We start from the raw sequence: 26135 nt of genomic DNA, 5'->3' as shown, positions 1-26135 counted from the left end.
TCAAAGAGGAATTTTTTCTTATGGTTACGCACGTTGCTAAACGCAAAACGTTAGCCCTCGCTGTCGCGGGTGCATTGTTAGGGACGGGGTTTATGGTGACCCCAGAGGCCAAGGCAGAAGGCTTTGTTGATGATTCGTCACTGACCGGTGGTATTTATTATTGGCAACGCCAGCGTGACCGTAAGGATTTAACCCCAGGGAGTGCGGAGTACGGCAAGTATGTCGCTAACCTGCATCACTCAACGTTTAACGCCAATCTGGACTTTTCATCCGGCTACGCAGCAGACATGTTTGGTATCGACTTAGCCGCTTTTGGTGCGGTTGAAATGACCAACAGCGGCCCAGCCGCACCTAACGAAATTGGTTTTAGTGATGCTAAAACGCGTTGGGATGAAAAATGGACCGGCGATAAAAGCGGCGTGAGCGTTTACAAAGCAGCCGCTAAGTTCAAGTTGGGTGACTTCTGGGCGCGCGGCGGCTATATCCAACCGACCGGCCAGACATTATTGGCACCGCACTGGAGCTTTATGCCGGGGACTTATCGCGGTGCGGAAGGTGGCGCGAAATTTGATTTTGATACAGCGGGTGCACTGTCCATGTCTTACATGTGGACTGATGAATATAAAGCGCCTTGGTATCAAAATATGTACAACTTCCGTCAGGCAGATGGCTTGACTGGCATCAGTTACTTGCACTCCATCGGGGCTAAGTACGACTTCAAAAACAAATTGGTCATGGAAGCCGCATTTGGTCAAGCCAAAGACTACATGGATCAGTATTTTGCCAAAGCGTCTTATGCCTTCCCTGTCGCAGGTAACGATCTGCGTACTTCTTACCAGTTCTATGGTGCGAAAGATAAAGTCGACGGCGGCGCTAGCAATATTAACGACGTCTATGACGGTTTAGCGTGGTTGCAAGCGCTGACATTGGGTTACACCACTGGGCCATTTGATTTGCGCTTAGAAGGTACTTGGGCCAAAGCTGAAGGTAATCAAGGCTACTTCCTGCAACGTATGACGCCAGGTTATGCGACTTCGAATGGCCGTTTGGATGTTTGGTGGGATTCCCGTTCTGACTTCAACGCTAACGGCGAGAAAGCGCTGTTTGGTGGCGTGATGTATGACCTGAAAAACTGGAATTTAGCTGGTTGGTCAGTCGGGACATCTTATGCCTATGGTTGGGATGCAAAACCGAGCTCTAACCCTAAATTTGACCAAAACACACGCCTGAAAGAGTCTGCATGGAACTTTGACATTCTCTATACCCTGCAAGAAGGTCGGGCAAAAGGCACCTTATTCAAACTGCATTACACCATGTACGACAATCACACCAATATCCCAAGCTATGGTGGCGGTTTCGGCAACGTGTTCCAAGATGAAAAAGACGTTAAATTCATCGTAATTGCACCATTTACCATCTTCTGATTGCCATCCCCAGCGGCCGCGCTGGGGCCATAATGGAGCATGTGTCATGAAAAAAACGCTTTTTATTATTGCTGCTGTGTTGGGATTGAGTGCCTGTGCACCCCAAACCCCAGTTCAACCAGAAGATACAAAACTGAAGCAAGCTTACAGCGCTTGTATCAATGCTAGCGAAGGCTCGCCGGAGAGATTGATTCCCTGCAAAGCCGTATTGAATGTGTTGAAGCAAGAAAAAGCGCATCAGGCGTTTACTGATAAAGAGACTGTTCGGGTATTGGATTATCAGCGTTGCATTGACGCCGCACATACCGGTAATGGTCAGGCGTATGACGCGCAGTGTGGAAAACTATGGCAAGAAATTCGCGCCAATAATTAAGCTAACAATAATTCAGCCAGCAGTAATACTTCCAGTAGTGGCTCTGGCTGAATTATTAATTACGGATGAGGTTAGTGATGAATAAATTCAAATTAAGTACGTTGGCGGCGATAACCGCGACCTTTGGCTTGATGGGCTCTGCGCTGGCGGATACCACGCCACAACAGCTTGTTGATCAACTCAGTACGTTAAAAGTTAACTATAAAATTTTGGATAACCGAGCGGGCGAAAACGGGGTTGATTGTGCCAAGCTGGGGGCCGATTGGGCATCGTGCAATAAAGTCTTGATTACGCTGACCAACACCGGGGATGAGATCAAAGGCCAAGATTGGGCTATTTATTTCCACAGCATTCGCCAAATTCTGGCGGTAGATAACGATCAGTTCCGCATTACGCACCTGACTGGCGATCTGCATAAAATCGAACCTACGGCAAAGTTTGCCGGTTTTCCTGCCAATCAAGCGGTTGAAATCCCGATAACGGGTGAATACTGGCAACTGTTTGCCACTGACTTTATGCCGCGCTGGTATGCCACATCGGGCGATGCGAAACCCAAAGTCTTGAAAAGCACGGATACGGAAGATATCAACGAGTATCTGACTCAGTTCACGGGCGATCAGTGGAAACGAACCAAAGACGACAACAACGTACTGATGACGCCAGAATCACGTTTCGTGAAAAACGAGGCAGTGAAAACATTAACGGCGGCTAACTTGCGTGGACAGATCATTCCCACGCCGATGGACGTAAAAGTGTATCCGCAAGATGTGAACCTGAGCCAAGGCGTTGCACTGGATCTGAGTGCATTACCTCAACCGGCTGCCGAAGTTGTACAGCAGCGTTTCGAGTTGCTCGGCTTGAAGCCGAATGCGGCGGGTTTCCCGATAAAAACGTCTATTCAACCGGCGAAGTTTAAAGGTGACTTAGCGGTTTCTGGTGCTTATGAACTGAAAATTGGTGAGAAAGGTGCTCAGGTCATTGGTTTTGATCCCACAGGCGTATTTTATGGCCTGCAATCGATCCTTTCTTTAGTGCCGACCGATGGTAGCCAGAAAATTGCCACGTTGGACGCAAAGGATGCACCACGTTTTGACTACCGTGGTGTGTTCCTTGATGTTGGCCGTAATTTTAAAACCAAAGATGCGGTGTTGCGTTTGCTGGATCAAATGGCGGCTTACAAACTGAATAAGTTCCACTTCCATCTAAGCGATGATGAAGGCTGGCGTATCGAGATCCCCGGTCTACCGGAACTGACGGAAGTGGGCAGCAAGCGTTGCCATGATTTAACTGAAAACACCTGTTTATTGCCGCAATTGGGTTCAGGCCCAGATAGCAACAATTTGGGGAGCGGTCATTTCACCCGCGCTGATTACATTGACATCCTGAAGTACGCGAAAGCGCGCCAAATTGATGTTATTCCAGAAATCGACATGCCCGCCCATGCCCGCGCCGCCGTGGTTTCCATGGAAGCCCGCTACAACAATTTGATGAAACAAGGGAAAGAGAAAGAGGCGAACGAGTTCCGTCTACTCGACCCTACCGATGACTCCAACACGACCTCGGTTCAGTTCTATGAGCGCAAAAGCTACTTAAATCCCTGTCTGGATTCATCTAAGCGCTTCGTCGATAAAGTGATCGGTGAAATGGCTCAGATGCATAAAGAAGCGGGTATGCCATTAACGACTTGGCACTTCGGTGGCGATGAGGCAAAAAATATCCGATTGGGTGCGGGTTTCCAGGATAAAAACGGTCCTATTGAACCCGGTAAAGGCATTATTGATAAGAGTGTTGAAGATAAGCCATGGGCCAAATCGCAGGTCTGTCAGGACATGGTCAAACAAGGCAAGATCCAGGACGTCGAGCATCTATCCAGCCACTTCGCCATTGAAGTGAGCAAACTGGTGAACGCCCATGGCATTGAAAGAATGCAAGCGTGGCAGGATGGCTTGAAAGATGCCAAAGACGCGAAAGACTTTGCGACCAAGCGTGTCGGCGTCAACTTCTGGGACACCTTGTTCTGGGGCGGTGCGGACGCGATCAATGATTGGGCCAACAAAGGCTACGAAGTGGTGGCGTCTAACCCTGATTATGTCTACTTCGATATGCCATACGAAGTTAACCCCAATGAGCGTGGTTACTACTGGGCGACCCGTTTTAGTGATGAAGCTAAAGTGTTCAGTTTTGCGCCAAATAACATGCCGCAAAATGCCGAAACCTCTGTCGATCGCGATGGTAATCACTTTAGCGCGAAAAGTGATAAACCTTGGCCTGGTGTACACGGCATTTCCGGTCAGTCATGGAACGAAACCGTTCGCACTGATGAGCAAATGGAATACATGATCTTCCCACGCGTTCTGCCGCTGGCGGAGCGTGCTTGGCACCGTGCGCCATGGGAGCAAGATTATCAAGCAGGCCGTGAGTATATCGGCGGCGAAACACATCATGTCGACACCAAGGCATTGAGCGCCGATTGGCAGCGTTTCGCTAATATCATGGGGCAACGTGAATTGGCGAAACTGGACAAAGCAGGTATCGCTTATCGCTTACCTGTTCCGGGTGCGCGAGTCGTGGCGGGTCAACTGGAGGCAAATATCTCCTTGCCAGGTTTGAATATCGAGTATTCAACGGATGGTGGCCAACATTGGCAACAGTATGATGCCAAGGTGCAACCAAAAGTCAGCGGTGATGTGCTGATCCGTTCAACCAGCTCAGATGGCAAGCGTAGTAGTCGTGCCGAGCCGGTTAAAGCCTGATCATTGGTTTCAAAATGCTGTGTCTACTGTTAATGGTTATTTGCCAGATTTTGCGGTAAGCAAATTTAAGTGAAGTTGAGTTGATGGTTTTTTCCCCGGCTTGCCGGGGTTTTTTTTGTCAAAAATGAGCTGGCCCGCAAAATAGTACATGATGATAATGCAGTGCGAGAAGACAAAACCGGCAACGAAGAGGTCACGAAAGAGAAAGAGGGAAGGGGTATAAATAAGAATGACCACCTGAATCCCGACCAAGATTAATCTAGGTAACCGTTCGGGAAAGGTGGCCATTTTGCTGAGGGTTATGTTAACCCACTCATTCACTAACGCTATCTGAGTGAAATAAACTTAATATCATTCAGTGCTTAAAATCTTTATTAAGATCAACGCGATAACATGATGTTATCTTTTATCGTGCGCAGACTCATTTTCACGGCAATCGCCGGTTTCACAGTGGCCGTACAAATACAGACTGTGATTGGTGAGCTTAATACCGTGTTGTTTAGAAATTTCACGCTGAAGTGTTTCAATCGCTTCATTACTAAACTCGATCACTTTGCCACAATCCAAGCAAATCAGATGATCGTGATGGTGCTGCTGCGTCAATTCAAAGACTGATTTGCCACCCTCGAAATTGTGGCGGGTCACAATACCGGCATCATCAAACTGGTTCAATACGCGGTAAACCGTCGCCAGACCAATTTCCTCACCGATATCAATCAGCTTTTTATAAAGATCTTCCGCGCTGACATGATGGCATGCCGGATCTTGCAACACTTCCAGAATCTTCAGCCGGGGCAGTGTTACTTTAAGGCCAGCGTTTTTTAAGGCTTTGTTGTTGTCAGTCATGCGGATTCAGTCCTGTTACTATCGATTCAAATTAAGGCTGTTCAGCCTATGACATCCGTGGCGCAATAATTACAATTGCGTCTCATTATAGAACTGCTAGCCCCAAATGAAAACCGTGGTTGTTAACAAAGATATAATTGCACACTTTGTAAGATTAATCATGCAGTGTATTGATGAATGGGGATATAGCATCATTTTAGACTATATACGCAACGGATAACGTTACAAATTTGTAGCGGTAAATTTTTATTTCTCATGAATGATGATGCGGATTTGTGGGTGACTTAACAGAGCGGTGAGAAAGGGATGAAAGACAACGGAAACGCTAGGCGATGTGACACATGCCAATGCGTTTCCGTGAGGGCGAATTAACCCGTGATTTCTGACAAATTCATCTCTTCACTGATTTGTTTAACCCAAGCATCAACACGTTCGTTTGTCAGCTCCGGTTGACGATCTTCATCGATAGCCAAACCAATAAAGTGATCGTCATCAGCCAAGCCTTTAGAGGCTTCAAAGTGGTAGCCTGCCGTTGGCCAGTGGCCGACAATCGCTGCGCCTCGTGGTTCGATGATGTCACGGACTGTCCCCATCGCATCACAGAAATACTCAGCATAGTCTTCCTGATCGCCACAACCAAACAAGGCAACCAGCTTACCGTTGAAATCGATCTCTTCCAGTGTCGGGAAGAAATCATCCCAGTCACACTGTGCTTCGCCGTAATACCAAGTTGGGATACCGATCAGCAGGATATCGAAGGCTTCTAAGTCTTCTTTGCTGCTTTTGGCAATGTCATGAACCTCAGCAACCTCTTTGCCCAGTTGCTTTTGGATCATCTTGGCAATGTTTTCGGTATTGCCAGTATCGCTGCCAAAGAAAATGCCTACAGTTGCCATATAACTTAATACCTTATAAATTCAATTAGTTATGCAGATTATCGCGGTTTATGCCGAATAATATAACACATTTCATAGGGCGGCATAATGCCAGAAAACTCTGTCAGACCAGTATCAAGTTCATGCGATATTAAATTTTTGTGAGTTGCTCAATCTTATAACCCTCTTGCCGATAACCGTTATGTAACCGAAAGGTTGCAAATTGCGGTGCCAGGGGAAACCGGCAGTTAAAAATTTGCCGGGGAAGGAGTTGTCGTTAGCTGTATGGAACGTCCTTTATTGCTTTTCGGTCATCAAATTACACCAGAGTCTCTATCGGTCATCATCCGATTTATAAGGGGAACGAACATGCAGTTTTTAAAAAATATTACTATCAGAGCAGCGTTACTTTGGGTGCTTGGCGCCTTTTGCCTGCTTTGGGGCGGCGTCTCTGCCTATACGCTGCTGTCACTGAACCAACTGACACAATCGTCTAATGCGAACAGTGTCTTGGTTGAAAACATGAATTTAGTCAATCAGGGGACAGATCAATATTTCCGTATGGTGACGCGTTTGGCGCGTTCGGTCGATTATCGCCAAAGTGGCAACATGGCGGACGCGGACAAAGAACTTAAATCGTCGAATGTCGCCTTAGAGAATTTGAAGAAGAAACTCGCAGAATTTAAAGCCATCGATCATGCGCAGATTGATCCTGCGTTAGTCACAGGGGTGATCGAGGGATGGAGCGGATTGATTGATCAGGGGGTGACACCGCTTTATCAAGCTGCGATGGATAACAATACAGCTGCTTATCAAGAGTTAGCGAAAAAAACAGTCCCCGCATTGAGCCGCCAATATGGCACCGTTGCCGAGAATTTTAATCAGGCAGCCTCGCAAGCCATTGGCGTCGCAAAAGAGCAATTCTCGCAGCTCACAAAAATCAGCAGCATCACGCTTATCTCTGCCTTGGTGGCTGGTTTAGTGATTTTACTGGCGACCGACCGCTATTTATTAGTGAATTTAGTCCGCCCGCTGGATGATATTCGTGAGCATTTTCGGGTTATTGCCTCCGGTCAGTTAGGGCAGCCTATTGCTGATTTTGGTCGCAACTGTGTTGGACAGCTTTTCCCACTATTACGTGATGTGCAAACCAGTTTGGTCAATACCGTTGAGGCTATTCGTAGCAGTACTGATGGGATTTATCATGGTGCGGCTGAAATCTCTGCCGGCAATACTGATTTATCCTCTCGCACCGAACAGCAGGCCGCTGCGCTGGAAGAGACAGCCGCCAGTATGGAGCAGTTAACCGCCACAGTGAAACACAATGCGGATAATGCACATCATGCTAGCCAACTGGCGGCGAATGCCTCCACCACGGCGAAAAAAGGCGGTGCGCTGGTGGCTGATGTCATTCACACCATGGATGATATCTCGGCCAGTTCGCGCAAAATTGCGGATATCACAACGGTGATTAACAGTATTGCTTTCCAAACCAATATTTTGGCGTTGAACGCGGCGGTTGAAGCCGCCAGAGCGGGTGAGCAAGGGCGTGGTTTTGCGGTGGTTGCCAGTGAAGTGCGTAACCTCGCGCAGCGCAGTGCGCAAGCGGCGAAAGAGATCGATGGCTTAATCACCGAGTCCGTAAACCGAGTCAAAAGCGGTTCGGCATTGGTGGAGAGTGCTGGCACGACCATGGATGAAATTGTCCGCGCTATCACGAATGTCACTGATTTAATGGGTGAGATTGCTTCGGCTTCTGATGAACAAAGTAAAGGTATCAGCCAAGTCGGGCAGGCGGTCGCTGAAATGGATAGCGTGACCCAGCAAAATGCCGCGTTGGTGCAAGAAGCGTCTCGTGCTGCAGCCTCATTGGAAGAACAGGCGACGCAATTAAACCGTGCTGTCGCGGTATTTAAATTGCGCTCAGATGATGAGCGGGCAAACACGGTGGTTAAAGTGAGAACGAATCCGCTAAAAGTCGCCCCTGTCGCCGCTAAAGTGGACAGTAATGCCAACTGGGAAACGTTCTAGTCAAACAGCAGCCAAATACCGTTGGTGCTTTAGGGGCGGGAGTGAGGGAGAACCGCGAACGCCTCTATGGCTTCAACTGTGTGGGCATAGATTGGGTTAAATACATTGGGGTTCAATAGGTAAGGGAACAATAAATGGCGGCGTGGCGTAAAGGATTACGCCACGCCATCGTGGTCACCGAGAGGATTAAAATCTGTCTTGATCGTGGGCTAATTGAGCAAGCAACATTTGTTCAATCAGTTCACTGCGGCTGATGTTACGCTGCTCAGCAAGGCTGTTGAGCACATCGACGGCGTCAGCATTAATCTTCAATTCCACGCGGCGTAAGCCACGTACTTTATCGCGCTGTAGTTGATTTCGCTTATTAATTCTAAGCTGTTCATCACGAGATAATGGGTTGGTTTTTGGGCGCCCAGGGCGACGTTCATCTGCGAACAGATCCAGCGTTGTGCGGTCCGTTTGTTCTTTTGCCATAGGTAGCGGTACTACAAGGGATTGACATCAGAAAGCGTCATATAGCCTTTCCAGATGATTCGGTTTACACGTTTCAGATTGATGCCCCACTCATTAGACGTTGTTGCGATGTTTGCGGGACTCGCTCACTGGCGGCAACGCCAATTGCCCATTAATCGGGTATGAAGCAACAGCCTGAATTTGCATTTGCTACCAAACGGCGCAGCAAATTTATAGCGCGCCATAATACCCCAGCCAACCGAGCAACGACAATGCTTTACTGCGGTTAGATTGGGCTAATTCGTTCTTTTTTGCACAATTTTTCCACAGGAAATACATTTCTTTTCCCCAGGGTATACTTTTTAATCAACAACAGTGGCGAGCTGTGTTTTTTTTATTCAGCTCGTTTTCGTACTTGTCAGGTCTTCATCTATGAAGCGATGGATAGCCCGTAAGACTGAATCCGGTTTTTCAGCATGCACCCAATGACCGGTGCCAGAGACGACATGGGCACGAGCTTGTGGGAACTGGCGGGCAATTTCATCGCGATGTGCGTCCTGAATATAGGGTGATAACTCACCACGAATAAACAAGATAGGGTGGGGCCAAGGAGGAATGGGCTGCCAGCCGACAATATTCTCGTATTGGTCCCACAGTGCTGGCACATTAAAGCGCCATTCGCCGTTTTGGAATGACTTCAGCAAGAATTGAATCACACCTTCTTCTTTGATGGATTCGCGCATCAATTGAGCCGCTTCCTGCCGCTGGGTCACCCCAGCAGCACTGACCGCATTGAGCGCTGTAAATATTTGGTCATGGCGGCGTACTTGATAATTAACTGGGGCCACATCAATCGCGACCACTTTCTCAATGCGGTCTGGGGCAATGGCTGTCAATGCCATGGCCACTTTCCCCCCCATCGAATGGCCGATAATAACGGCTTTCTCTATCGCGAGCTGATCCATTAATTCCAGCAGGTCTTGCGCCATATCCGCGTAATTCACTTGTGGAGAACGGGGCGATAAGCCGTGGTCGCGCAAATCAACCGCGATCACGTTATGGTCTTTTTGTAGATCGCGGGCTAGGACTCCCAGATTATCTAAGTTACCAAATAATCCATGGATCAAAATAATGGGCAACGATGGCGTGGAAGAAAGTGCGTTTTGTAAGCGGAAGTTTAATTTCATGGCGAAGTTCATGCTAAGAGATATTCTGGTTAGGGTATCATGATTAAGCGAAGGTATGCTGCGCAGGCGTTTTATCAGGTCACTGTTTATCAGATCATGATTTATCAAGCGATGTTTTATCAGATCGATATTGGGCAGAACAGGTAGAGTCTTGAGTGACGGTGGGAGGTACGGATTATTATCCCGCTAAAGCCATGATAAAGGTACTCGTCAGCGTGCTTTAACTTTATAATCCCCCGATATGCATAAGAAAGTTGAAAACTGTACTGGATAATGATGAAAACTATTGAACTCGACGAAGAGCTTTATCGCTATATTGCCAGTCACACGCAACACATTGGTGAGAGCGCGTCTGATATTTTGCGACGTATGCTGAAGTTTACTGCGGGCCAGCCGGTTGTTAGCTCAACAGCTAGCCATGATGGGGTGAAAGTGGCGGTCGCACCAGCACCACGGGATCGGGTTCGTGCTGTGCGCGAATTACTGCTGTCCGATGAGTATGCCGAGCAAAGCCGAGCGGTTAACCGCTTTATGCTAGTGCTATCAACACTCTATACCCTAGATGCTCAGGCATTTTCTGAGGCGACAGAATCATTACATGGCCGTACTCGGGTTTATTTTGCCGGTGATCAGCAAACATTATTGCAAAATGGGACGCATACCAAACCCAAACATGTTCCTGGTACACCATACTGGGTAATCACCAATACCAATACCGAGCGTAAACGCAGCATGGTGCAACACATCATGTTGGCTATGCAGTTCCCACAAGATTTGGCTGATAAAGTGTGTGGAACTATCTAATTTCGTTGAAACTATACTTGATAGATTTCAAAATACAGACGGGCTGTGAATGATTGCGGCTAACATATTCTGCACTTCGAAAGATAACGGGTATATAGGGAGTAGTGATTGTGGCTAACCACCCTCGTGCTGGGCAAGCGGCTCAGCAAAGCGATTTGATTAATGTTGCTCAGTTGACCTCGCAATACTATGTGTTGCAGCCGGATGCAGAAAACCCAGCCCATGCCGTCAAGTTTGGCACTTCTGGGCATCGTGGCAGTGCAGTACGCCACAGTTTTAATGAAGCACACATTCTGGCTATCGCACAGGCAATAGCCGAAGTTCGTCACCAACACGGCATTACGGGTCCGTGTTATGTGGGTAAAGATACCCACGCATTATCTGAACCGGCGTTTATTTCGGTATTGGAAGTGCTGACGGCAAATGGTGTCGATGTTGTGGTGCAGCAAGACAACGGTTTCACTCCTACGCCCGCTATTTCGCATGCCATTTTGTGCCATAACGTTAAGGGTAATACCTTGGCGGACGGCATTGTTATCACACCGTCCCACAATCCGCCCGAAGATGGTGGTATCAAATATAATCCACCGAATGGCGGCCCAGCCGATACCAATCTGACCTCCGTCATCGAAAAACGCGCTAATCAGCTGCTTGCTTTGAAGCTAGACGGTGTTAAGCGTCAAACGCTGGATAAAGCGTGGCGCGGTAACCATCTGCGTGAGCAAGATTTGATTCAGCCGTATGTTGAAGGGTTGGTCGATGTGGTCGATATCCCCGCGATTCAACGTGCAGGTTTGAAGTTAGGTGTTGATCCCTTGGGGGGCTCAGGTATTGCTTACTGGCAACGCATCGGTGAGCACTATAAGTTGGACTTGACGCTAGTTAATGATTCTATCGATCAAACCTTCCGTTTTATGCATCTTGATCACGATGGTGTGATCCGCATGGATTGCTCGTCAGAATCAGCGATGGCCGGTCTGTTGGCACTGCGTGATAAATTTGATTTAGCCTTTGCCAATGATCCTGATTACGACCGTCATGGCATTGTGACCCCAGCCGGCTTGATGAATCCAAATCATTATCTCGCGGTATCAATTAATTACCTGTTCCAAAATCGTCCTCAATGGGGCGCTGATGTGGCGGTGGGTAAAACGCTGGTGTCCAGTGCGATGATTGACCGAGTGGTGGCAGATCTGGGCCGTAAGCTGGTCGAAGTGCCCGTTGGTTTCAAATGGTTTGTCGATGGGTTGCACGATGGGAGCTTTGGTTTTGGTGGTGAAGAGAGTGCAGGGGCCTCTTTCTTGCGCTTTAACGGCACTCCTTGGTCGACCGACAAAGACGGCATCATCATGTGTCTGTTGGCGGCAGAAATCACCGCTGTGACTGGCAAGAACCCACAACATCATTACGATGATTTAGCACAACGTTTTGGTGCGCCAAGTTATAACCGTATTCAGGCTCCGGCAACGCAAGCACAGAAGAATGCCCTGTCTAAGTTGTCACCTGAAATGGTGAGTGCGAGTATGCTGGCGGGTGACCCAATCACTGCACGTTTAACCACCGCACCGGGTAATGGTGCATCAATTGGTGGGTTGAAGGTGATGACGGATAACGGTTGGTTCGCTGCTCGTCCATCAGGCACGGAAGAAGCGTATAAAATTTACTGTGAAAGTTTCCTTGGCGCAGAGCATCGCGAAAAGATAGAGCGGGAAGCGGTCGATATTGTCAGTGATGTGCTGGCTGGCGCTAAATAATCAGCAATAGCTATGTGATTGAAAGGCAGCCTATGTGCTGCCTTTTTTGTTGTGCTCAATTCACGAAAATCAGCCTAATGCCACCATCAACGCACCGGCGGTAATTAAGGCGACGCCCAATCCCGCCACCAGCGAAATCTTCTCGCCGAAAAGGATAAAGGCCAATATCACGGCGAAAACGACGCTAAGCTTATCAATGGGGGCGACCTGCGAAACATTGCCGTTCTTGATGGCCATAAAATAGAACAGCCAAGATAATGCCCCAGCAACGCCACTCAGCACCACAAACAAGAGGGCTTTCTTATCTGCCAGCACCGCGCCAACCAGATTAAATTTCCCCTGAACCACCACCACACCGACGAGAAACAGTGCCATGACCACAGCACGTACAGCAGTGGCCGTATTGGCATCCAAATGTTGCAGACCAATCTTACCGAAAATGGCCACCAGAGAGGCGGTGAGGGCAGACAGCAGGGCGTAAATTAGCCATGTACTCATCACGATAAATCCATTTCTACAATAAAAATACGATGTTACGCGCTGAGATCCCCTTTGCCTACCTAAAAAATGAATCGATAGCCAACACCTGTTTCAGTCAATAGATGTTTGGGGCGAGTGGGATCTGTTTCTAATTTCTGGCGTAAATGGCCCATGTAAATGCGCAAATAATGGCTGTGTTCAACATAATTGGGTCCCCAGACTTGGGTGAGTAACTGGCGTTGTGTTATCACCTTACCCGCATTGGCTATCAATGCGGAGAGTAAGCGAAACTCAATGGGAGTGAGGTGCAAACTTTCACCAGAACGGGTGACTTGGCGGTTAATCAAATCCACGCTGATATCGGCAAAATTGACCAATGGGCTTTCTTGGCTGCCACTACTGTGACGGCGTAATGCCACTCGCACACGGGCCAATAATTCGCTAATGCCAAAGGGTTTACTTAAATAGTCATCCGCCCCCGCATCCAGTGCCAGAACCTTGTCTTCTTCATTGCTACGAGCCGATAGCACGATAATCGGAATCGCGCTCCACTGACGAAGATCCTGAATGTAAGTTAGGCCATCACCATCGGGTAGGCCCAAATCTAAAATGATCAGATCCGGTTTACGCGTACCCGCTTCAATCAAGCCTCGTTGAAGAGTATCGCTCTCAAATACTCGCCAGCCCTCGCCCTCCAGCGCTATACGCACAAAGCGGCGGATCTCTTTTTCGTCTTCAACGATAAGGATATTCGTCGGGGTGATAGCTACTCCTTTCGCCTACGATCATTAGGCTGTCTTATTTCTCATTCTTTGTTGTATCAATGTACTCGATATCAACATTATCAGCATCAATATCCGGCGCGGCTTCCAACGGCAAGGTAAAGTGGAAGCTGGCCCCCCCCTCTGCGTTTTTCTCAACCCAAATACGCCCGCCGTGTACATCAATGATGGCACGGCAAATGGCCAGTCCTAAACCCACACCGGGGATCGCTGACTCTTTGTTACCGCGAGAGAATTTATCAAAAATTAGCTGCTCTTGCCCCACCGCGACGCCAGAGCCATTATCCCAGACTTCGATATTGAGCCATTCGCCTTGGACGACCGCTCGAATACCCAACAAGGCATCATAGCCTGCATATTTATGAGCATTCTCGAGTAAATTGATGAATACCCGCTCTAGCAAGCTACCGTCACAATTGATCAGCACCATTTCATCCGGTAACTCGACACGAATTTGGTTATGACTCAGCGTCGCTTCCAGTAGATGCAATGCGCTGCCAACAATTTCTTCTAATGATTGCCACTCTTTACGCAGACTAAAACCGCCGGATTGAATACGCGCCATATCCAGTAAATTGTTGACCAACCGAGTGGTGCTCAGTACCTGCTGACGAATTTGGTTAGCCTGAGGGGCATGACGTGATCCTTCAGCCGCCAGATCCAGCGTCAGTATTTCTGCCTGCCCAAATAGCACCGTCAGTGGGGTGCGCAAATCATGTGACAGCGCGGCAAGCAGTGAATTACGCAGTTGCTCCCGTTCGGCATCCAATTTAGCCAATTCAGCACTGCGGGCCAGATGCAGCCTTTCCAGCGCATTGGCGATCAGACTGGTAAAGGTTTGCAGTAAACGCTGCTGTTCCGGCACCATCAATTGGCGCAAATTAGCCGGTTCTATCGCCAGTACACCAAAGGTTTGTTTCGCGGCTGTCAGTGGCAGTAATTGGTAAGGCACGCCCGGTAAGGTATCCGTCCCTGCGCCAGCGGGTGCGCCTTTATCAAAACTCCAACGGGCAATGGCCTCGTCAACAGAAAGGGTGTTGCCCTCATCGGTGGCGATTTGCTGCAAACGGCCATCTTCTTGCGGTAACAACAAATCCGTTTTAGCCTGAAAACTGCTCGAGAGAAAATGACGACTGGTTTTGGCAATATCCGCAGGGGTGAGGGCGCGGTTCAATCCTCGCGACATCTCATATAAATGTCGGGCGCGTTGCTCACGATAACGGGCAATTCTGGCTTGATAGCGCACGCCCGCAGTGAGATTACCGACCACGATCCCCACAATCAGCATCACTCCGAAGGTCACCAGATATTGCACATCAGTGACTGCTAAAGACCAGTGCGGCTGCACAAAAAACAGATCGAAACTGGCGACATTGATCACCGCCGCGAATACCGAAGGCCAGCGGCCATAGAATAGGGCAATAATGACCACGCCGAGCAGGTAAACCATCACTAGGTTGGCTTGATCGAAACCGGGTATCAACCACTGCGATAGAACGGTAATCAGTGCACATAAGCCGATGGCTGCGACACAACCACGCAACTGCATCCGCCACTTTTCCGTGAAGCTACGTGAATCGCTTTCTTTCGTTACATTGGCGGCACGGTCATCTTCCAACGCGATAATCACTAAATCCAGATCGGGCCCTAATTTGCCGAGGCGATCGGCAAAACTGCCACGCAGCTTCCACTGTTTTTCGACCCGACGGCCGATAATGATTTTGCCTAAATTATGCTCACGGGCGTAGCGTAATACCGCTTTTTCTTCTTGAGGTTCAGACAGCGTGGCGGTTTCTGCGCCTAACTCTTGCGCCAGTTTCAGCGTACGCAATATTGCCCGACGACGCGCTTCTGGCAAACCGTGCAAGCGCGGGGTTTCCACATACACGGCATGCCAGACACACCCTAATCGGGCGGCCAGTCGAGCAGCCGTGCGCACCAGTTTTTCGTTACCGCTGTTGTGACCGATACACAGCAAGATGGCATCGCGAGTATGCCAGACGCGCTCGCGCCCCTGAGTGTCACGGAAAGCGCGCATCTGGTCATCAACCCGATCGGCGGTCCGGCGCAAAGCCAGTTCGCGTAGGGCAATTAAGTTACCTTTGCGGAAGAAATGCTCAATGGCGCGTTCCGCCTGACCCGAAATGTACACTTTCCCTTCATTTAAGCGCTGGCGCAGATCATCAGGGGGCAGGTCAACCAATACCACCTCTGTGGCTTCATCAAACATATGGTCGGGGACGGTTTCCCGCACTCGAATCCCCGTTACGCCGCCCACCACATCATTGAGACTTTCTAAGTGCTGCACATTCACGGTCGTTAGCACATCAATGCCAGCATCAAGCAGTTCTTCGACATCTTGCCAGCGTTTGGGATGGCGGGAACCGGGGGCGTTACTGTGTGCTAACTCATCCATCAGGATTAGTGCCGGATGGCGTGCCAGAGCGGCATCAAGATCGAACTCACGGACCTGACGGTTACGGTGGTGGATGCGTTTTGGTGGTAGCTGGGCTAACCCTGTCAACAAGGCGGCAGTTTCGCTACGTCCATGAGTTTCGACCACACCAACCAGTACATCCAAGCCCTGAGCACGTAACCGCTGGGCTTCTTGCAACATGGCGTAGGTTTTCCCCACCCCAGCGCAAGCGCCAAAAAAAACTTTCAGCCGGCCACGGGACTTTTCATTGGCGACTGCCAGTAAGCTGTCGGGATTTGGGCGGGTTGGTTCTGCATCCACCATCTTAGGTCCTTAAGGTTTGGTCGGGTTGGTCTGTACTGACACGTGACTTTGGGTATCCAATGTCATATTCAGTTTGAGCACATTAACAACTGATTCACCGAAGAAATTCGGTGTGGCTTTCTCTACGCTGCTATCAATCAATTGCTTGACCTCAGATAACGGCATCTGGCGGATATTAGCAATACGAGGCGCTTGATAATACGCCGCTTCCAGAGAAATGCTGGGGTCTAGGCCACTGCCAGAAGCGGTGACCAGATCAACCGGCACTGGACCCGTTTGCGTCGGGTTAGCTTTACGCTGTTGCTGAATTCGCTCACGAATCGCCTGATCCAGTGCGGGGTTGCTAATCGCCAGATTGCTGCCACCTGAAGCCAGTGCATTATAAGGCATATCCGCCGTCGCAGACGGACGGCCAACAAAATAGCCGAGTTGGGTAAAGTTTTGGCCGATCAAACTCGAACCGACCACTTCGCCATCCAACATGACGAGCGATCCCTTAGCTTGGTGGGAAAACAAGATATTTGCCAGCCCGGTGGTGAGCAATGGGTAAGCGATGCCGGTGATTAGCGTCAGCAAAATAAGGAGTACTAGGGCAGGCCGTAAGTAAGATTGGCGTGCGGTAGATGACACATTGATGGTTGATGACATCTTTTATTCCCTCAATATAGAACTTAAAACAGGCCACAGCGTGAGCTTGCTGCGGCCACTTAACTTGCTGTAACCACTTAACGGGTTATGACCACAATAAAAGAGGCACAATTAGCCGACACTTAACGCCGTGAGCACCAAGTCGATCAGTTTGATACCGACGAAAGGCACTAACAGTCCACCTAATCCATAGATCCACAGATTACGGCGCAACAAAGCGGCGGCGCTCATCGCCTTATAGCTGACGCCTTTAAGCGCCAATGGGATCAGGAACACAATCACCAATGCGTTAAAAATTACCGCTGACAAAATGGCTGATGCGGGTGAATGTAGTTGCATCACGTTCAGCGCATTAAGTTGCGGATAGGTCGCCGCAAAGGCGGCGGGGATGATAGCGAAATATTTAGCGACGTCGTTGGCGATACTAAACGTGGTCAGGGAACCACGAGTCATCAGCATCTGTTTCCCGATATGCACCACCTCAATCAACTTGGTGGGGTTTGAATCCAAATCCACCATGTTGCCTGCTTCTTTGGCAGCCTGAGTCCCTGAGTTCATCGCCACAGCCACATCAGCCTGTGCCAGCGCAGGAGCGTCGTTGGTGCCGTCACCCGTCATTGCCACCAAGCGACCTTCTGCCTGATATTGACGAATCAATGCCAGTTTGGCTTCCGGTGTTGCTTCTGCCAGAAAATCATCCACACCCGCCTCGGCTGCAATGGCCGCCGCGGTTAGGCGGTTATCACCGGTGATCATCACGGTTTTGATGCCCATTTTGCGCAGTTCAGCAAAACGTTCTTTGATGCCGCCTTTGACGATATCTTTCAGCGCCACGACGCCAAGCACCCGTGCCCCATCAGCCACGACTAATGGTGTGCCGCCTGTGCGAGCAACACTTTCTACCGCATCATCGACAGCGCGTGGGAAGTGGCCATCATTGGATTCTACATGGCGACGAATGGCATCGACCGCGCCTTTGCGGATCATCCTGTCCTGCACATTGACGCCGCTCATCCGTGTTTGCGCCGAGAAGGGCACAAAGGTGGCGTTTAAGTTGTGCAAATCACGTTCACGCAAGTTAAAGCGTTGTTTCGCCAATACGACAATGCTGCGGCCTTCGGGCGTTTCATCGGCCAGTGAAGAGAGTTGCGCTGCATCTGCCAGTTGTTGTTCGGTCACACCCGGTGCCGGTAAAAACTCAGAGGCTTGACGGTTACCCAGTGTGATGGTGCCGGTTTTATCCAGCAGCAACACATCCACATCACCGGCGGCTTCTACAGCGCGACCGCTGGTGGCGATCACATTGGCCCCCAGCATGCGGCTCATACCCGCCACCCCAATGGCGGACAACAAGCCACCAATCGTGGTCGGGATCAGGCAAACCAGTAGCGCCACCAAAACCGTAATAGTTACCGGATCACCGGCATGATTGGCTTCAACGCTGAATACGGAGAACGGATACAGGGTCGCCGTCGCCAGTAAAAAGACAATCGTCAGTGCCACCAGCAAGATGGTCAGTGCCACTTCGTTAGGCGTTTTACGCCGTTTTGCGCCTTCAACCATGGCAATCATTCGATCGAGGAAGGTTTCACCTGGGTTGACGCTGCACTGCACCACCAGCCAATCCGATAGCACGCGAGTCCCCCCTGTCACCGAAGAGAAATCGCCACCAGATTCGCGGATAACCGGTGCGGATTCACCGGTAATAGCGCTTTCATCGACTGAAGCACCACCTTCCAGCACTTCACCGTCGCATGGCACGGTATCACCGGCCTCGATCAGCACTAAATCACCTTTACGCAAGCTGTCGGCTGAGACGCTTTCCTGTGGCGCGTCCATACGGGCGGCGGACAACTTTTTAGCCCAGCTGGTTTTTTTCACCCCGCGTAGACTTTCAGCTTGTGCTTTACTGCGCCCTTCCGCTAAGGCTTCCGCCATATTGGCAAACAGCACGGTAAACCATAGCCACAAAGCGACGCTGCCGGTAAAACTGGCGCTACCGGTAGTTTGCCCACTTAAGATGGCCAGCCAGATAAGTGTCGTCAGCCAACTGCCCAAATACACCACGAACATCACTGGATTACGCCACTGGACGCGCGGGTCCAGTTTCTTTATGGCATCAATCAGCGCTGTGCGAACCAGTGCCGGTTCAAAAATCGCGCGTTGTTTGTGAGTCATCATTCTTCTCTCTTAGCGATACCGTTAGTACCTAGAACCACAGGGCTAGCGTGCGGCCTACAACGTCAATGACAGCGGGTAGAGTCATCAACGAGGTAACCAGATTTGCAGGTGCTCAGCGACAGGGCCGAGGGCCAGTGCTGGGATAAAGGTCAATGCGCCGACCAATAACACGGTTCCAACTAACAAACCGATAAACAGCGGCCCAAAGGTGGGCAGGGTGCCATTACCCGCGGGTTGCCGTTTCTTCGTGACCAATGAGCTGGCAATCGCTAACACCGGCAGAATGACGCCGAATCGGCCCAAGAACATCGCGACGGCGAGCAGCAGGTTATAAAACGGTGTGTTGACACTTAGGCCAGCAAAGGCGCTACCGTTGTTGTTTGCCGCAGAGGATAGGGCATAGAGCACTTCGCTAAATCCGTGTGCGCCGGGGTTGAGAATGCCAGCACGGCCCGCATCGGTGCAGAGTGCCAGCGCGGTGCCAAGCAACACGACTGTTGGGGTGACCAGAATGGCCAGCGCAGTCATCTTCATGTCGAAGACGTCAATTTTTTTGCCGAGATACTCAGGCGTACGGCCAATCATCAATCCGGCAATAAAGACCGTCAGCAGCACAAACAGCAGCATGCCGTACAAACCCGAACCGACACCGCCGAATACCACTTCCCCAATTTGCATCAGCCACATCGGCACCATGCCACCCAGCGCAGTAAAGGAGTCATGCATCGCATTGACTGCACCACAAGAGGCGGCGGTCGTCACCACGGCATACATACTGCTGGAGAGGATGCCGAATCGGGATTCTTTACCTTCCATATTGATATTGCTATTAGCACCGAACTGCATTAAATGCGGGTTACCGGCTGATTCTGCGTACATCACCACCACGACCGCGACGATGAAGATAAGCGACATGGCCCAGATAAGCGCATGGCCTTGGCGGCTATCGCCCACCACCTGCCCGAAAGCAAAACACAGGGCGCAGGGGATCAGGAAGATGGCGAGCATTTGCACATAGTTAGTCAATGCGGTTGGGTTTTCAAACGGATGTGCCGAGTTGGCGCCAAAGAAGCCGCCCCCGTTAGTGCCCAGCATCTTGATGGCTTCTTGCGATGCCACTGGCCCCATCGGTAAGGTTTGGCTAACCCCCTCTAATGTGATGATGTGTTGGTAGCCTTCCAGGTTTTGCAAGACGCCCTGACTAACCATGATCAGTGCGATAATGAGCGCTATAGGCAATAAGACATATAAGGTGATACGCACTAAATCGACCCACGCATTACCCAGTGTGGTCGCCGAATGACGAGCAAAGGCACGGATGAGGGCGAAAGCGACAGCGATACCGGTGGCCGCAGAGAGGAAGTTTTGTACGGTCAACCCTGCCATTTGGCTTAAATAGCTGAGTGTATTTTCACCGCTATAGGCTTGCCAGTTGGTATTAGTGACAAAACTCACCGCCGTGTTCAGGGCCAGATGCCAAGACATACCCGGCATATTTTCAGGGTTTAGCGGCAACGTACCTTGCGCCATCAACAACACGAAAAGCAAGACAATACCCAACAGGTTAAAACAGAGGATCGCTAGCGCATATTGCCAACCATTCATTTCCTCATTTTTGACGCCACTACAACGCCATAAACCAGCCTCAATTTTTTGTAACGGCGCAAAAGGTTCGCCTTCAATGATTCGCGCTAAAAAACTGCCCAATGGGCGGGACAGCACCAAGAGCACCAGCATGAAACTGGCGATAAGCAGAAATCCTGACGCTGCCATTTAAAAGTCCTCCGCATTAAACAGGGCATAAACCAAATACCCGAGCAGCAGTAGAACCAGCAGCGCACCACCCATGATGCCAAAATTCACCATACACCTCCGCAGTCCATATTTTTGATAGCCCATCAATGTGATGGCTAGTTGTCTGATAACAGCAGCTTAGGAAGTTGGGTGAAAAGTTCTTGATAAAAGAGTGGGGAAGCGTGTAAAAAAAGTATAAAAACGGTCAAAAAAGCATCACAAATCGGGTGTAAATTATTCTGATGACAAAATGGGAGAGCAATGTTGCTCCGCTAATGGAGTATTGATTGGCGGATGACATTCAATTTGTCGATTGCTAGAGAACCGATAACGCTGATGTAACGAACGATTGTTTTTAAATTAACCTCGCTGTAACAAAATTACAGAAGTGGCTTTTTTTATCAGATTTTATGCAAATTAAGTGGTCGGATGAGTGGTAAACTTTCAACCAATGCGGTAAAATTTTGTCCAGTTTCCAATTATCTTATTTTACTTTCAGCGCCACAGGGTAAATTGGCTCACCGAACACTCGGGCCACCCACTACACGAAGGCGTTTTTAGAGGAGGATTGTTATGTCCCTGTACAACGCATACCCATTACATCAAGTTCTCCTGCGCCGTTGCGCAGTGATTTTGGCTGGGTTACTGGCATTGCCAGTGATGATTTTCCGTAAAGACCGTGCCCGTTTTTATAGCTATCTGCACCGTGTTTGGGCGAAAACCAGTGATAAACCGGTTTGGTTGGCACAGTCTGAAATGGCCGCTCAAGATTTTTATTGATAGCTAAAACCCCGCATTTTGCGGTGGTCAATGCACAATCAAACAGCTAGCCCGTGAGTTAACGCTCGCGGGCTTTTTATTGCTCGCGTTATTGCACTGATAAGTCAAGAAATCACCCAATATCCTCGTACTTCGGCGACAGCGGTTATAGCTGTTATGATGATTAGGGTTAAGTTAAAAACATCAGGCAGAGGGAGGCGAGGATGCAACAAAGCAATCAGGTGGCACACAGCCGTGAATATTGCCATGCGCGCGATGAATTAGATGCCTTGTGTGCGGCAGGTATCACTCGGGGGGGACTGATGGCATTTCATAGTGCCTACAAATTGGTGCTGCTGGCTCATTCGCAGCCAGAATACCGAGAAATAGGCCCTTTTATTGCTGCAATGGATAAATGGCCGTCGCTCATTGAGTTCACTACCGAGTACCGCCAACGTCTACTGCATTTGCTGTCACATCAACCCACCGCCGCGAACCATACTAATGTGTTAATGCATGTACAGGGCTATTTCCGGCCCTATCTCAGCTCAACTCAACGTCAGGCGCTGGCGCAGCTTATCGACCAATATCGGCTAGGTGAATTACCTTTGAGTGCCCCAATCGCGCAGATAATGGCTTATCTGGCTGAGTTCCCGAATGAGTATTTATCGGGGCAGCACTACTTCACGTTTTATTCACCTCAAGGATAAGGTATGGCAACGCATTTGGTCTGGTTTCGCCATGATTTACGCGTGACGGATAATTTAGCCCTGCATGCTGCCTGTCAGGATCCGCAAGCCACCGTAATGGCGGTATTTATTGCGACCCCTGCGCAATGGGCTGCTCATGATATGGCGCCAAGGCAAGCGACATTCCTGTGGCAAAATCTGCAACTTTTACAGACCGCGCTCGCCGAACGAGGTATAGCGCTGCATTATCATCAATGTGATGATTTTCAGGATTCGATAAACTGGCTAGCCGATTTTTGCCAGCAGCAACAGGTCGATGCGCTATTTTTTAATCAACAGTATGAGTTAAACGAGCAGCGGCGAGATGACGCGCTCATGACACAGCTTCATCGTTTGTCGATTGCTTGCCACCGTTTCCATGACAGCGTGCTACTGCCGCCGGGGAGCGTACAGACTGGCAACAATGAGATGTACAAAATATTTACCCCATTTCGTCGCGCTTTTATTCAGCGTTTGATGATGAGTGACTGCCGCTGTGTCCCCGCCCCTAAAGCGCGTCAAAATGCAGCTACCCTCACGGCACAACCTCTCGCCCCCTTTGATTACCCGCAGCAACCGGTTGATAACCAACTATTTCCAGCGGGTGAAGAAGCTGCATTGCAGCGCCTACGTCGATTTTGTCGTGAGCAGGTTCAGGATTATCTGCGGCAGCGAGATTTGCCCGCCGTGGAGGGGACCAGTGTCTTGTCACCTTATCTGGCACTGGGAATACTCTCGCCCCGCCAATGTTTTAACCGTCTAAGAGCGGAATGCCCTGACCTATTGGAAAACAGCGACAGTGGCGCGTTTACTTGGCTTAATGAGTTGATCTGGCGTGAGTTTTATCGCCATTTATTGGTGGCCTATCCTCGTTTATGCCAACACCACCCCTTTATTGGCTGGACTGATGCAGTAAGATGGAATGACTCAGAACAGCAATTAATCGCCTGGCAACAGGGGCAGACGGGTTATCCTATTGTTGATGCCGCGATGCGGCAACTGAATGAAACTGGCTGGATGCACAACCGTCTGCGCATGATCAGTGCCAGTTTCTTGGTTAAAGATCTGCTTATCGATTGGCGACTCGGCGAACGCTATTTTATGTCCCAATTGTTGGACGGCGATTTAGCGGCCAATAATGGTGGCTGGCAATGGGCAGCCTCAACCGGCACGGATGCAGCGCCGTACTTTCGGATTTTTAATCCCACCACGCAAGGAGAGCGCTTTGATAAAGACGGCACGTTTATTCGCCGTTGGTTGCCAGAACTGGCCTCGGTGCCAGACAGTGATATTCACCAACCTTGGCGTTGGGCACAACAACAGCAGCAACAGCTCAATTATCCCCCACCGCTGGTGGATCATAAGCAGGCCAGATTGGCTACACTCGCGGCATTTGACGCCGCTAAGCGGGATGGCAGCAAGGATCCCTAACCACAAGGAGCCTTCATGTTTTTAATGAATTATTCGGGTAATTCCCTGTTACGCGCCAATAATGTGACGAAAAAAGCTCTGAACGTGGGGTTGGTTGCCTCCTTTGGTTTATTCAGTTCGCTGGCGACGGCAGGCTTTGAGGTAGTGGCACTTGGCGTAGAAGGGGGCGTCACTGATGGCAATTTGACCTCTTATCTGATTCGTGATGATAGCCAACCCTTGTATTTGGCCTTGGATGCCGGGTCAGTGTTGCCGGGTATCGCCAAAGCGTTAGAGAAAGGCAGCTTCCCTGATATTACCGACGAAATGGCCGCGCCATTAACGCGGCAGGGCTATATTTTCCGCCAACGCATTAATAGTTACTTTATTAGTCATGCCCACCTTGACCATGTCTCTGGATTGATTATTGGTTCACCGGATGACAGTAAGAAAACGATTTATGCCTCGGCTGATACCATTGATGTGCTGAGAAACTACTATTTTAACTGGCGCGTCTGGCCTAATTTCACTGACAGTGGCAGTGGGACTCGTTTAGGGACATACCGAATGCAACTCGTGCGACCTGCTCAGTCGCTGAGCTTGGGGCTGACCCGACTAACAGGCGAAATGTATCCACTCAGCCATGATAAGTCTCCCTCATCAATGCTACTGGTGAGTAGCAATAACAATGCGTTCGCTTATTTTGGTGATACCGGTCCAGATGAGATTGAGAAGTCAAAAAATCTGGATACTGTCTGGCGTAAGCTGGCAGAGAAGGTCAAACAGCAGCAACTCAAAGGGATGATTATCGAAGTCTCTTATCCTAACGCTGCCAGTGATAGCAAGTTGTACGGCCATATGACGCCAAAGTGGTTACTGAAAGAATTGAAAAATTTAGAAAAATACAGTGGTGAAGGGCAGCCATTAAAAGGATTGCCGGTAGTGATTAGCCATATAAAACCCTCATTACAGCAAGGGCAAGATGTCCGTCAAACCATCGCCACTGAGTTGCAGGCTGGTAATGATATGGGGGTAAATTTTATTCTGATGGAGCAAGGGGATCGCCAGCAGTTCTAGCCATGCTCTTTCACTGATCATGGCAGGGGGGGTTTCCTTCTCCCTATAATGCGATTTTTTTATTTTAAAATATCAATACGATAACCCAGATGTAAGGATCGGCGTCATGCGTAATACTGAACTAGAAACTCAACTGAATGACAAGCTTAATACGGCAGCCTTTCAGGATTATGCCCCTAATGGGTTACAGGTTGAGGGGCGTCAAGAAGTACGACGTATTGTGACCGGTGTGACGGCTAGCCAAGCACTGTTGGACGCAGCCGTGGAACAGAAAGCCGATGCTATTTTGGTCCATCACGGATACTTCTGGAAGAATGAACCCGTGGTGGTACGCGGCATGAAACGCAACCGCCTAAAAACGTTACTGACTAACGACATTAATCTGTATGGCTATCATTTGCCACTGGATGCACACCCAGAATTGGGCAATAACGCGCAACTGGCAAAGTTACTGGGCATTCGGGTATTAGGGGAAATTGAACCCCTTTTGCCCTATGGCGAGTTTGATACCCCGCTAAATGCAGTGATTCTGCGCGAGCGGCTGGAAAAATTGCTGGGCCGTGACGTATTACATTGTGGCGATCATGCACCGGCTGATATACGACGTATTGCGTGGTGTAGTGGTGGTGGGCAGGGCTTTATTCAGCAAGCCGCTGAGTTTGGCGTGGATGCCTTTATCACTGGCGAGGTTTCTGAGCAAACCATCCATATTGCCCGTGAGATGGGGGTGAATTTTTATGCTGCGGGGCATCATGCGACTGAGCGTTACGGTATCAAAGCGTTGGGCGAATGGTTAGCGTCTGAGCATCAACTCGACGTTATTTTTATCGATATTCCTAACCCCGCGTAACCCATTATTTGCCGCATTTATGCAGTATGCACTGATGATTTTCATTGGTGCATGGCTGTTATCATTCCATCTACCCTCATTCTTATGTGCCATTAGCCCTTCATAAACTAAGGCTACTCCTCACTAGCGCTAAATTCACCTCTATTGACAGCGGCTATGTGCTACCGCATAAATATGTACTTATAA

23 protein-coding genes are annotated in these 26135 nt (G+C 49.5%); 11 read left to right on the top strand and 12 right to left on the bottom strand.

Annotated elements, in window-relative coordinates; genetic code table 11:
- Window positions 1–20: 20 nt before the first annotated feature.
- The 3 genes from chiP to DA391_RS15755 all read left to right on the top strand — a co-directional run bounded on the left by chiP (window position 21) and on the right by DA391_RS15755 (window position 4550).
- Complete coding sequence (chiP, locus tag DA391_RS15765; protein WP_050082447.1) at window positions 21–1424, top strand: chitoporin ChiP; 1404 nt, start codon at window positions 21–23, stop codon at window positions 1422–1424.
- Window positions 1425–1470: 46 nt separating this feature from the next.
- Window positions 1471–1797: a ChiQ/YbfN family lipoprotein gene (chiQ, locus tag DA391_RS15760; RefSeq protein ID WP_019209247.1), complete on the top strand. Its 327-nt coding sequence runs from the start codon at window positions 1471–1473 to the stop codon at window positions 1795–1797.
- 77 nt (window positions 1798–1874) lie between these two features.
- Window positions 1875–4550, top strand: a complete 2676-nt coding sequence (locus DA391_RS15755) for a beta-N-acetylhexosaminidase (RefSeq protein ID WP_108087942.1) — start codon at window positions 1875–1877, stop codon at window positions 4548–4550.
- Window positions 4551–4586: 36 nt separating this feature from the next.
- Here DA391_RS15755 and DA391_RS15750 read toward each other — a convergent pair whose 3' ends face one another.
- From DA391_RS15750 to fldA, 3 genes are all read right to left on the bottom strand, one after another.
- The gene (locus tag DA391_RS15750) at window positions 4587–4871 is read right to left on the bottom strand and encodes a hypothetical protein (RefSeq protein WP_145566410.1); all 285 of its coding nucleotides are present in this window, start codon (window positions 4869–4871) and stop codon (window positions 4587–4589) included.
- A gap of 78 nt (window positions 4872–4949) precedes the next feature.
- Window positions 4950–5396: a ferric iron uptake transcriptional regulator gene (gene fur, locus DA391_RS15745; protein ID WP_019209249.1), complete on the bottom strand. Its 447-nt coding sequence runs from the start codon at window positions 5394–5396 to the stop codon at window positions 4950–4952.
- Window positions 5397–5764: 368 nt separating this feature from the next.
- Window positions 5765–6292: a flavodoxin FldA gene (gene fldA / locus DA391_RS15740; RefSeq protein WP_004875620.1), complete on the bottom strand. Its 528-nt coding sequence runs from the start codon at window positions 6290–6292 to the stop codon at window positions 5765–5767.
- A 348-nt stretch (window positions 6293–6640) separates the two neighbouring features.
- Here fldA and DA391_RS15735 point away from each other — a divergent pair, with 348 nt between their 5' ends.
- Window positions 6641–8302, top strand: a complete 1662-nt coding sequence (locus DA391_RS15735; protein ID WP_050082451.1) for a methyl-accepting chemotaxis protein — start codon at window positions 6641–6643, stop codon at window positions 8300–8302.
- A 186-nt stretch (window positions 8303–8488) separates the two neighbouring features.
- On the opposite strand, the gene ybfE is transcribed toward DA391_RS15735, so the two are convergent.
- Both ybfE and ybfF read right to left on the bottom strand, forming a co-directional pair.
- A complete protein-coding gene (gene ybfE, locus DA391_RS15730; protein ID WP_019209251.1) occupies window positions 8489–8776 on the bottom strand; it encodes a LexA regulated protein in 288 nt (95 codons plus the stop codon).
- A 377-nt stretch (window positions 8777–9153) separates the two neighbouring features.
- Complete coding sequence (gene ybfF / locus DA391_RS15725) at window positions 9154–9942, bottom strand: esterase (RefSeq protein WP_108087940.1); 789 nt, start codon at window positions 9940–9942, stop codon at window positions 9154–9156.
- A gap of 276 nt (window positions 9943–10218) precedes the next feature.
- Here ybfF and seqA point away from each other — a divergent pair, with 276 nt between their 5' ends.
- On the top strand, window positions 10219–10746 hold the full coding sequence (seqA, locus tag DA391_RS15720) for a replication initiation negative regulator SeqA (RefSeq protein WP_050082455.1): 528 nt from the start codon (window positions 10219–10221) through the stop codon (window positions 10744–10746).
- A gap of 110 nt (window positions 10747–10856) precedes the next feature.
- A complete protein-coding gene (pgm, locus tag DA391_RS15715; RefSeq protein WP_050082456.1) occupies window positions 10857–12500 on the top strand; it encodes a phosphoglucomutase (alpha-D-glucose-1,6-bisphosphate-dependent) in 1644 nt (547 codons plus the stop codon).
- 69 nt (window positions 12501–12569) lie between these two features.
- Here pgm and DA391_RS15710 read toward each other — a convergent pair whose 3' ends face one another.
- The 7 genes from DA391_RS15710 to DA391_RS15680 form a co-directional block, all read right to left on the bottom strand.
- Window positions 12570–12998: an EamA family transporter gene (locus tag DA391_RS15710; protein ID WP_004875614.1), complete on the bottom strand. Its 429-nt coding sequence runs from the start codon at window positions 12996–12998 to the stop codon at window positions 12570–12572.
- A 62-nt stretch (window positions 12999–13060) separates the two neighbouring features.
- Entirely contained in the window at window positions 13061–13744 is a 684-nt protein-coding gene (gene kdpE / locus DA391_RS15705; RefSeq protein WP_050082459.1) for a two-component system response regulator KdpE, read from the bottom strand.
- A gap of 34 nt (window positions 13745–13778) precedes the next feature.
- Window positions 13779–16502, bottom strand: coding sequence for a two-component system sensor histidine kinase KdpD (gene kdpD / locus DA391_RS15700; RefSeq protein ID WP_050082460.1), 2724 nt, complete (start codon window positions 16500–16502; stop codon window positions 13779–13781).
- A gap of 9 nt (window positions 16503–16511) precedes the next feature.
- The gene (gene kdpC / locus DA391_RS15695; RefSeq protein ID WP_050082462.1) at window positions 16512–17150 is read right to left on the bottom strand and encodes a potassium-transporting ATPase subunit KdpC; all 639 of its coding nucleotides are present in this window, start codon (window positions 17148–17150) and stop codon (window positions 16512–16514) included.
- 111 nt (window positions 17151–17261) lie between these two features.
- On the bottom strand, window positions 17262–19328 hold the full coding sequence (gene kdpB / locus DA391_RS15690; protein WP_108088290.1) for a potassium-transporting ATPase subunit KdpB: 2067 nt from the start codon (window positions 19326–19328) through the stop codon (window positions 17262–17264).
- A gap of 87 nt (window positions 19329–19415) precedes the next feature.
- Complete coding sequence (gene kdpA / locus DA391_RS15685; protein WP_050082464.1) at window positions 19416–21104, bottom strand: potassium-transporting ATPase subunit KdpA; 1689 nt, start codon at window positions 21102–21104, stop codon at window positions 19416–19418.
- Window positions 21105–21197, bottom strand: a complete 93-nt coding sequence (locus DA391_RS15680; RefSeq protein ID WP_050082466.1) for a K(+)-transporting ATPase subunit F — start codon at window positions 21195–21197, stop codon at window positions 21105–21107.
- Window positions 21198–21698: 501 nt separating this feature from the next.
- On the opposite strand from DA391_RS15680, the gene DA391_RS15675 reads away from it, so the two are divergent.
- From DA391_RS15675 to DA391_RS15655, 5 genes are all read left to right on the top strand, one after another.
- Window positions 21699–21905 carry a YbfA family protein gene (locus DA391_RS15675; protein ID WP_019209264.1) on the top strand — a complete coding sequence of 69 codons (207 nt, stop codon included), beginning with the start codon at window positions 21699–21701 and terminating at the stop codon, window positions 21903–21905.
- A gap of 203 nt (window positions 21906–22108) precedes the next feature.
- On the top strand, window positions 22109–22594 hold the full coding sequence (locus tag DA391_RS15670; RefSeq protein WP_050082467.1) for a YbgA family protein: 486 nt from the start codon (window positions 22109–22111) through the stop codon (window positions 22592–22594).
- Window positions 22595–22597: 3 nt separating this feature from the next.
- Complete coding sequence (gene phrB / locus DA391_RS15665; RefSeq protein WP_108087939.1) at window positions 22598–24043, top strand: deoxyribodipyrimidine photo-lyase; 1446 nt, start codon at window positions 22598–22600, stop codon at window positions 24041–24043.
- 24 nt (window positions 24044–24067) lie between these two features.
- Complete coding sequence (locus DA391_RS15660; RefSeq protein ID WP_226722946.1) at window positions 24068–25099, top strand: MBL fold metallo-hydrolase; 1032 nt, start codon at window positions 24068–24070, stop codon at window positions 25097–25099.
- Between the two features lie 106 nt (window positions 25100–25205).
- Window positions 25206–25949 carry a type 2 GTP cyclohydrolase I gene (locus DA391_RS15655; protein WP_050082472.1) on the top strand — a complete coding sequence of 248 codons (744 nt, stop codon included), beginning with the start codon at window positions 25206–25208 and terminating at the stop codon, window positions 25947–25949.
- The last annotated feature ends 186 nt before the right edge of the window (window positions 25950–26135 follow it).

This window comes from Yersinia massiliensis, from assembly GCF_003048255.1.
In the GTDB taxonomy this organism is placed as follows: domain Bacteria; phylum Pseudomonadota; class Gammaproteobacteria; order Enterobacterales; family Enterobacteriaceae; genus Yersinia; species Yersinia massiliensis_A.
The sequence above is the reverse complement of the archived record's forward strand: the minus strand, read 5'-3'. Positions and strand labels throughout refer to the sequence as shown.